Origin of the sequence: Streptomyces sp. E2N166 (assembly GCF_003671715.1) — a bacterium.
Taxonomy (GTDB): Bacteria; Actinomycetota; Actinomycetes; order Streptomycetales; family Streptomycetaceae; genus Streptomyces; species Streptomyces thinghirensis.
The window spans coordinates 186,942-194,888 of sequence record NZ_RAIF01000032.1 but is presented as its reverse complement, the minus strand read 5'-3'; the positions used below and the strand labels follow the sequence as shown (position 1 = coordinate 194,888).

Here is a 7,947-nt window from a genome sequence, read left to right as displayed (position 1 = left end):
GCGGTGCCGTGACTCCGGCGGACCGCACCACCGGGCAAGGCGCCTCCGCGCCCCGCCCTGCCTCCCGGGTTACAGCGGCATCGGGGCCATGTCGCACTCGATGCGGCGGCGCTGGCGGGCGGTACACGTCCTCCTGACTACGCGCGGGAGGCCTGGAGCCGCTGGCTCGCGGCCTCCGGCGAGGGAGATGATGCTCACGCCGCGGCGGCCCGCAGGATCGAGCGCAGAATGGGGTCTGGTGCGGGCAGTTGCAAGGCGGAGGAGGGCGACACACCGGAGCCCTGGCAACCGACGACAACGCCACAGACGCGCGCGCCCGGACCCCGCGACCCCGGCAAGACCCGGACGACACCCCTAGAGCCGGGGGTCCACCGGCTCGGACTCCAGCGCCAGGACGCCGAACACCGCCTCGTGCACCCGCCACAGCGGCTCGCCGTCCGCCAGCCGGTCCAGGGCCTCCAGGCCGAGGGCGTACTCGCGGGTCGCCAGGGACCGCTTGTGGTTCAGGAACCGCCCGCGCAGCCGGGCGAGGTTGTCGGGGCGCGTGTACTCGGGACCGTAGACGATCCGCAGGTACTCGCGTCCGCGGCACTTGATTCCGGGCTGCACCAGGCGGCCCTTGTCGTCGCGGACCAGGGCGCCGATGGGCTTGACCACCATGCCCTCGCCGCCGCGGCCGGTCATCTCCAGCCACCAGTCGGTGCCCGCCGCCACCGACTCGGGGTCGCCGGTGTCGACGTACAGCCTCCGGGTGGTCTGCAGCAGCCCGCTGCCGTCGTGCTCGACGAGCCGGTCGACGAGGGCGAGCTGCTCGTCGTGGGGCAGTGCGGCCAGGCTGCGGCCCTGGGTGGCCAGGATCTGGAACGGGGCCAGACGGACGCCGTCCAGGCCGTCGGTGGGCCAGCAGTACCGGCGGTAGGCGTCCGTGAACGCGGCGGCGTCGGCGGACCGCCCGCGCTGGCGGTCGAGGAGGTCCGCGACCTCGACGCCACGCGCGGCGGCGCCCTCCAGCGCGGCGAGCGCGCCCGGGAACACCGCGCCGGAGGCGGCGCCCACAGCGGCGTACTGGGAGCGCAGCAGACCGGATGCCTTGAGGGACCACGGCATCAGCTCGGCGTCCAGCAGCAGCCAGTCGGTGGCCAGTTCGTCCCACAGGCCGGCCTCGCCGATCGCGGTGCGCAGCCGGTCGAGGATCGCCTCGGTGACGGACGCGTCGTCGAGGAAGGGTCGGCCGGTGCGGGTGTAGAGGGAGCCGGTGGGGCCGTCCACCCCGAAGCGGGCGCGTGCCGCCTCGGCGTCGCGGCAGACCAGCACCACGGCGCGCGAGCCCATGTGCTTCTCCTCGCACACGACCCGTGCCACCCCGTCGGCCGCGTACTGCGCGAACGCCTCCTTCGGGTGCTCCAGGTAGCCGTCCACTCCCGAGGTGGCGGTCGGTGCCATGGTGGGCGGCAGGTACGGCAGCAGCCGTGGGTCGGTCGCGAAGCGGCTCATGACCTCCAGGGCGGCCGCACCGTTGTCCTCGCGCACGGTGATCCGCCCGGCGTGCCTGGTCTCCACCACCCGGCGCCCGTGCACGTCGGCCAGGTCCAGCGGCCGGCCGTCGTGTCCGCCGGGCGCCTCGGTGCGCAGTGGTTTGGCCGGTTCGTACCAGACCCGCTCGGCCGGTACGTCGACCAGTTCGCGCTCGGGCCAGCGCAGCGCGGTGAGCTTGCCGCCGAAGACGGCGCCGGTGTCCAGGCAGATGGTGTTGTTGAGCCAGGTGGCCTCGGGGACCGGGGTGTGGCCGTAGACGACGGCCGCGCGGCCCCGGTAGTCCTCGGCCCACGGATAGCGCACCGGCAGCCCGAACTCGTCGGTCTCGCCGGTGGTGTCGCCGTAGAGGGCGTGCGAGCGGACCCGGCCGGAGGTGCGGCCGTGGTACTTCTCGGGCAGACCGGCGTGGCAGACCACGAGCCGGCCGCCGTCGAGGACGTAGTGGCTGACCAGGCCGTCGATGAACTCCCGTACCTCGGCGCGGAACTCCTCGCTCTCGCCGTCCATCTGCTCGACTGTCTCGGCGAGTCCGTGGGTGTGCTGGACCTTGCGGCCCTTCAGGAAGCGGCCGTACTTGTTCTCGTGGTTGCCGGGCACGCACAGGGCGTTGCCCGACTTCACCATGGACATCACGCGGCGCAGCACGCCGGGGCTGTCCGGGCCGCGGTCGACCAGGTCGCCGACGAAGACGGCGGTGCGGCCCTCGGGGTGGACGCCGTCGGTGTAGCCCAGCTTGCCGAGCAGGGTCTCCAGCTCGGCTGCGCAGCCGTGGATGTCGCCGATGATGTCGAAGGGGCCGGTGAGGTGGGTGAGGTCGTTGTACCGCTTCTCGGTGACGACGGTGGCCTGCTCGGCCTGTTCCGTGCCGCGCAGGACGTGCACCTTGCGGAAGCCCTCTCGCTCCAGGTGCCGCAGAGAGCGGCGGAGTTCGCGGGTGTGGCGCTGGATGACCCGGCGGGGCATGTCGGCCCGGTCGGTGCGGGTGGCGTTGCGCTCGGCGCACACCTCCTCGGGGACGTCGAGGACGATGGCGATGGGCAGCACGTCGTGCTTCCTGGCCAGATCGATCAGCTGACGCCGGGCGTCCTGCTGCACGTTCGTCGCGTCGACCACGGTGCGGCGGCCGGCGGCGAGCCGCTTGCCGGCGATGTAGTGCAGGACGTCGAAGGCGTCCCGGCTCGCGCTCTGGTCGTTCTCGTCGTCGGCCACCAGGCCCCGGCAGAAGTCGGAGGAGATGACCTCGGTGGGCTTGAAGTGGCGCCGGGCGAAGGTGGACTTGCCGGAGCCGGAGGCACCGATCAGCACGACGAGGGACAGGTCGGTGACGGGCAGGGCGCGGGCCCGCACGGTGGTGTCGGTGGTGTCGGTGGTGTCGGTGGCGCTCATGCGACCTTCGCCTCCTTCGCGGTCTCGTTCGCGGTCTCGTTCGCGGTCTTCGGGTCGTTCGTGGCCTGGGTGAACACGGCCATCTGGGTGGGCGGGCCCACCTCGGGGTCGTCGGGGCCGACGGGGCGGAACTCCACGCCGTAGCCGTGCCGTTCGGCCACCGTCTCCGCCCAGGCGCGGAACTCCTCGCGGCTCCACTCGAAGCGGTGGTCGCGGTGGCGGACGTGGCCGGCCGGGAGGGTCTCCCAGCGCACGTTGTACTCGACGTTGGGCGTGGTGACGACGACGGTGCGGGGGCGGGCCGAACCGAAGACGGCGTACTCCAGGGCCGGCAGCCGGGGCAGGTCGAGGTGCTCGATCACCTCGCTGAGCACGGCGGCGTCGTAGCCCTTGAGCCGCTTGTCGGTGTAGGCGAGGGAGCCCTGGAAGAGGTTCAGGCGCGCCGCCTGCCGCTCGCCCACGCGGTCCAGCTTGAGGCGCCGGGAGGCGATGGTGAGGGCGCGCACCGACACGTCCACGCCGACGATCTCGGTGAACCGCGGCTCCTTGAGCAGTTCCCGCACCAGATGCCCCTCGCCGCAGCCGAGGTCGAGGACGCGGGCGGCGGCGTTGTCCCGGAGCACGGTGAGGATCGCCTCGCGGCGGTGCACGGCCAGCGGGGTCGGCTTCTCCTCCTGTTCGGCCTCCGCCGCGACCGCGTTGTCGATCTCCGCTACGTCGCTGTCGTCGGTCTCGGCCAGCCGGATCAGCTCCAGCCGGTCCATCGCCTCGCGGGTCAGGGACCAGCGGCGGGACAGGTAGCGGCTGGTGATCAGCTTCTGCTCCGGGTGGCCGGGCAGCCAGCCCTCACCGGCCCGCAGCAGCTTGTCGACCTCGTCGGGGGAGACCCAGTAGTGCTTGGCGTCGTCGAGTACCGGAAGGAGGACGTAGAGGTGGCGCAGAGCCTCAGCGAGGGTGCGGGCCGCGGACTCCAGTTCGAGGCGGACGTAGCGCGAGTCGCCCCACTCGGGGAACTCGGTGTCCAGCGGGACGGCCTCGGCGGTGACCGTCCAGCCGAGCGGCTCGAAGAGGCGGCGTACGAGGTCGGGGCCGCCGCGGGCGGGCAGCGCCGGAACCTCGACGCGCAGCGGCAGCGGCTCGGCCGCGCGCTCGGGGCGGGACTTGCACACGCCGCGCATCGCGCTGGAGAAGACGTTGCCCAGCGCGACGGCGAGGAGCGAGGAGGCCGCGTAGGGGCGGTCGTTGACGTACTGCGCGAGAGCCGCGTCCGGGGCGCCGCCCCGGCCCTTGCCCTTGCCGCGCCTGACCAGCGCCACCGCGTCGACCTCCAGCAGCAGCGCGGCCGTGCAGCGCTGTTCCGCCGCCTCCGGGTAGAGCACGTGGGCCGTGCCGAAGGAGGTGGAGAACGCCTGCGCCTTGTCGGGATGCTTGTGCAGCAGGAAGCCGAGGTCGGTCGCGGGGCGCTCGGGAGTACCGGTGGTGGTGATGGTCAGGAACATGCGGAGGGCCTCTCCGGCCGGCGGATGCTTACGAGGTGCCGTACGCGCGGGAGCCCCCAGGGGGTTGTTCCCGGGGGCTCCGGCAGGACGACGGTCACACCATCGCACAGGGCTGGTGACCGGCGCCTTCGGTTATTCGAGGGGCGGCGTCACCGCGTCACGAGAGCTGCGACTGGACCTGGGAGGAGATCAGCTCCAGGTGGTCCAGGTCGTCGAGGTCGAGGATCTGGAGGTAGATCCGCTGCGCGCCGGCCGCGGCATAGCGGCCGATCTTCTCGACGACCTCGGCCGGGGAGCCGGCCAGGCCGTTGGCCTTCAGCTCCTCGACCTCGCGGCCGATCACGGCGGCCCGGCGGGCGACATCGGCGTCGTCCTTGCCGACGCAGGCGACGAGGGCGTTGGAGTAGGTCAGCGCGTCCGCCCCGCGGCCGGCCTCCTCCGCGGCGGCCCGGACCCGGCCGAACTGGCGCTCGGTGTCCTCGACCGAGGCGAAGGGGATGTTGAACTCGTCGGCGTACCGGGCGGCCAGCCGCGGCGTGCGGACGGCACCGTGGCCGCCGATGAGCACGGGGACCTTCGCCTGCGCGGGCTTGGGCAGCGCGGGCGACTCGGTGAGGTCGTAGAACTTGCCGTGGAAGTCGAAGGACTTGCCGGCCTCCGTGGCCCACAGACCGGTGACGATCTCCAGCTGTTCTTCGAGGCGGGCGAACTTCTCCTTCGGGAAGGGAATGCCGTACGCCTTGTGCTCCTCCTCGAACCAGCCGGCGCCCAGGCCCAGCTCGACGCGGCCGCCCGACATCTGGTCGACCTGCGCGACCTGGATGGCGAGGACGCCGGGAAGCCGGAACGTGCCGGCGGTCATGAGGGTGCCGAGCCGGATGCGCTTGGTCTCCCGGGCGAGGCCGGCGAGGGTGATCCAGGCGTCGGTGGGTCCGGGAAGGCCGTCCACGGAGCCCATGCGGAGATAGTGGTCCGAGCGGAAGAAGGCGTCGAAGCCGAGGTCCTCGGTGGCCTTCGCCACGGTGAGCAAGGTGTCGTATGTGGCCCCCTGCTGGGGCTCGGTGAAGATACGGAGATCCATGTCTCCATCCTGCCTGCTCGGCGGGGGAGACTCGTACAGGCTCCTCCCGTCGGCCCGGCGCGTTCCCGGCCCCCCGGCTGGTCATTTGGCGTCAGTCCCGGGCCCGTTACCGGGCCGGTCCAGTGACCCGGCCGGACGGTGATCGTTTGCCGGGGCGGAGCCGGATCGTCCGGCGTCCGCGCCGGGCGGTGCGCGCCGGTGCGTCACCAGTGTCGGCCTCCCCGGTGGGGGCCTCGGGGGGCCGAGGAGGCCGTCATGTCCGAAGAGACCGTGCCGCAGGGAGGCGGGGCCGATGCCCGGCCGAAGGGGCTGCTCCAGCAGATGGACGAGCTCATGGCGGCGCTGGACGCGGACCTGTCGGCTCTGGACGCCGACCTCCGGTCGGCCGGGGGCCAGGGGCGGCGGGCGGGGGTGGAGGGACTCGCCGACTGAGGCGTGCGGGAGGGGTGCGGTCGGTGGCTCGCGGTGTCATGGCTAGCCGGCCTCCCGCTCCGGTAACTCCGCGTCGCGGTCCGCCAGTCTGCGCAGCATCTCCATGACCCGGTCCCGCGACTCGTCCGCCGCGTCGATCGCCTCCACGCACTGCCAGTACGTGGCCTCGTCGTCCGCGGCGCAGGCGATGCCGACGAGGGCGATGCCGGTCTCGCCCAGCAGGGTGCCGAGGCGCATCAGGGCCTGGCGGGCGTCGCCCAGTTCGGTGAGCTGGGCGGCGCGCAGCTCACCCGGGGCCAGGTCGGGGGTGCGCAGCACTCCGCAGCCGCGGCCCGCCAGCTCGGTCAGTCCCAGTGCCTCACCGCGCAGTTCGGGTGGTCCGGAGACCGCCAGCCGGCTGCCGATCGCCTGTGCCAGGGCCTGCACCTGCCACACCTCCGTCAGGATGTCCGGCACCTCGCCGCCGGCTGCCAGGGCGCGCCCACTCGTCACGATGAGCCGCACAGCGTCCATGCGCTGCCCCCGTCCGTTTCCGACGCGCTCAGGGCGCGTCCGCCCGAACTCCGTTGTCCACTACCCAGAGTGAAGGCGTGTGGGACGAAAAGCCAGAGGAAGGCGGAAATCTTCGGACAACAAATTGACTTCTGGCCGGTTTCCAACTGCGGAGAGTAATAACGGAGGGTGCGGCTCCCCTCAGCTCTCCCGGTCCTTCCGCACCGGGAAGCGGAGTTCGTTCCGCTCGATCTTCGCCGCCAGCGCGGCCAGCGGGTCGACGTCGAGCACCTCGCAGAACTGGAGCAGATACGCCAGCACGTCGGCGACCTCGTCCCGGACCCGGTGCGCGGTGTCCGGGTCGGTCATGACGCGGGCCGACTCCTCGGGCGTCAGCCACTGGAAGATCTCGACGAGTTCGGACGCCTCCACGCTGAGCGCGGCGACGAGGTTCTTGGGGGTGTGGTACGGCTGCCAGTGCCGCGCCGCCGCGAACTCGGCCAGCCTGCGCCGCAACGCAGCGAGGTCATGGGCAGGGTGAGGGTGATCGGTCACGTGCCCAGGTCTACCACCGTGACGCCGTCCGTCCCGGCCGCCCAGGTGGCATCGGCGACCGCCGCGACGAGGCGGATGTGCCCGCGGTCGCACATCCGGACCGCCAGCCGGAGCAGTTCCGCCCGCTGCCGCGCGTCCAGGCCGCGGTCGAAGCCGTCGGCGAGGACGGTGAGCGTCTGCAGCGCCGCGGGCACCTCGCCGGCCGGGTCCACCTCCAGCACACCGGGGCCGGTGAACAGCACCAGGGCGAGGGCGAGGTAGCGCAGCTCGCCGTAACCGAGGCGCGCGAGGCCGGTGCGGGTGCCGTCACCCCGGTCCAGCAGGGCGCGCACCACGCCCCCGGCGACGGGCTCGGCCAGGACGTCGGCGACGGGGCCCGCGCATCCGGCGCGTACCGCCGCGACGAACTGCGCGTGCCGCCTCCCGCACTCGGCGCGGGTACGCCACAGCACGTCGGCGAGGTTGTCGCAGCCGCCGAGCAGGCGCCCGGAGCCGGTGGGCACGGGCTCCCGCATCCGGCCGGGACGCGGATCGCAGGCGAAGACGGAACGCAGGGCGACGACCATCTGCTCGGCCGCGGCCAGCACCCTGCGCTGCCCGTCCGTCTTGCCGGCCACCCGCAGCGGCAGCAGCGGTGTGCCGAGCCGGTCGTCCGGCAGCGGGGCGCGGGTCACGGGCGCGGACCCGGCCGTGTGCCAGGCCGCCTGCACGGCCCGCCGGCCGGGGTCGCGCAGGGCCGTCTCCAGCAGTACGACGCCGTCCGCCGTCAACCGCTCCCCCACGACGCGCAGTTCCGGTTCGGCCTGTACGGCGACGTCCAGGTGCACCGGGCCCGCGGCGCCGTCGGCCGTGCAGCCGATACGGAAGCCGCGGCGGTGCTGGGCGTCGGGCCGGGCCCGCTCGGGCACGCAGGCGACCGGGTCCGGGAACACCGCGCCGAGCTGGGCGCCGCCCCCGAGCCTGGCC

General features: G+C 73.2%; 7 protein-coding genes. 1 reads left to right on the top strand and 6 read right to left on the bottom strand.

Annotated features, from left to right (window positions below):
• Nucleotides 1–354 precede the first annotated feature (354 nt).
• The 3 genes from EBH09_RS27960 to EBH09_RS27950 all read right to left on the bottom strand — a co-directional run bounded on the left by EBH09_RS27960 (nt 355) and on the right by EBH09_RS27950 (nt 5,502).
• The gene (locus tag EBH09_RS27960) at nt 355–2,922 is read right to left on the bottom strand and encodes a polynucleotide kinase-phosphatase (RefSeq protein ID WP_193776572.1); all 2,568 of its coding nucleotides are present in this window, start codon (nt 2,920–2,922) and stop codon (nt 355–357) included.
• Nucleotides 2,919–4,421 (bottom strand): 3' terminal RNA ribose 2'-O-methyltransferase Hen1, encoded by a 1,503-nt coding sequence (locus EBH09_RS27955; RefSeq protein WP_121749713.1) that lies wholly within the window; start codon nt 4,419–4,421, stop codon nt 2,919–2,921. The genes EBH09_RS27960 and EBH09_RS27955 overlap by 4 nt, the downstream gene beginning before the upstream one ends.
• Before the next feature lie 157 nt (nt 4,422–4,578).
• A complete protein-coding gene (locus tag EBH09_RS27950) occupies nt 4,579–5,502 on the bottom strand; it encodes an LLM class F420-dependent oxidoreductase (protein WP_121749712.1) in 924 nt (307 codons plus the stop codon).
• 255 nt (nt 5,503–5,757) lie between these two features.
• Between EBH09_RS27950 and EBH09_RS37990 the strand changes: the two genes are divergently transcribed.
• Nucleotides 5,758–5,934 (top strand): hypothetical protein, encoded by a 177-nt coding sequence (locus tag EBH09_RS37990; RefSeq protein ID WP_193776571.1) that lies wholly within the window; start codon nt 5,758–5,760, stop codon nt 5,932–5,934.
• 42 nt (nt 5,935–5,976) lie between these two features.
• On the opposite strand, the gene EBH09_RS27945 is transcribed toward EBH09_RS37990, so the two are convergent.
• The 3 genes from EBH09_RS27945 to EBH09_RS27935 all read right to left on the bottom strand — a co-directional run.
• Nucleotides 5,977–6,447 carry a DUF6099 family protein gene (locus EBH09_RS27945; protein ID WP_121749711.1) on the bottom strand — a complete coding sequence of 157 codons (471 nt, stop codon included), beginning with the start codon at nt 6,445–6,447 and terminating at the stop codon, nt 5,977–5,979.
• Nucleotides 6,448–6,627: 180 nt separating this feature from the next.
• Nucleotides 6,628–6,981, bottom strand: a complete 354-nt coding sequence (locus EBH09_RS27940; RefSeq protein ID WP_121749710.1) for a nucleotide pyrophosphohydrolase — start codon at nt 6,979–6,981, stop codon at nt 6,628–6,630.
• Nucleotides 6,978–7,947: ATP-binding protein (locus EBH09_RS27935; RefSeq protein ID WP_121749709.1), on the bottom strand; the 970-nt coding region annotated here is incomplete at its 5' end. The genes EBH09_RS27940 and EBH09_RS27935, both read right to left, overlap by 4 nt.

Bases quoted from the DNA above. Each gene is read 5' to 3' on its own strand.
- EBH09_RS27950 (WP_121749712.1), bottom strand. From the start codon at position 5,502: ATGGATCTCCGTATCTTCACCGAGCCCCAGCAGGGGGCCACATACGAC.
- EBH09_RS37990 (WP_193776571.1), top strand. From the start codon at position 5,758: ATGTCCGAAGAGACCGTGCCGCAGGGAGGCGGGGCCGATGCCCGGCCG.
- EBH09_RS27955 (WP_121749713.1), bottom strand. From the start codon at position 4,421: ATGTTCCTGACCATCACCACCACCGGTACTCCCGAGCGCCCCGCGACC.
- EBH09_RS27960 (WP_193776572.1), bottom strand. From the start codon at position 2,922: ATGAGCGCCACCGACACCACCGACACCACCGACACCACCGTGCGGGCC.
- EBH09_RS27945 (WP_121749711.1), bottom strand. From the start codon at position 6,447: ATGGACGCTGTGCGGCTCATCGTGACGAGTGGGCGCGCCCTGGCAGCC.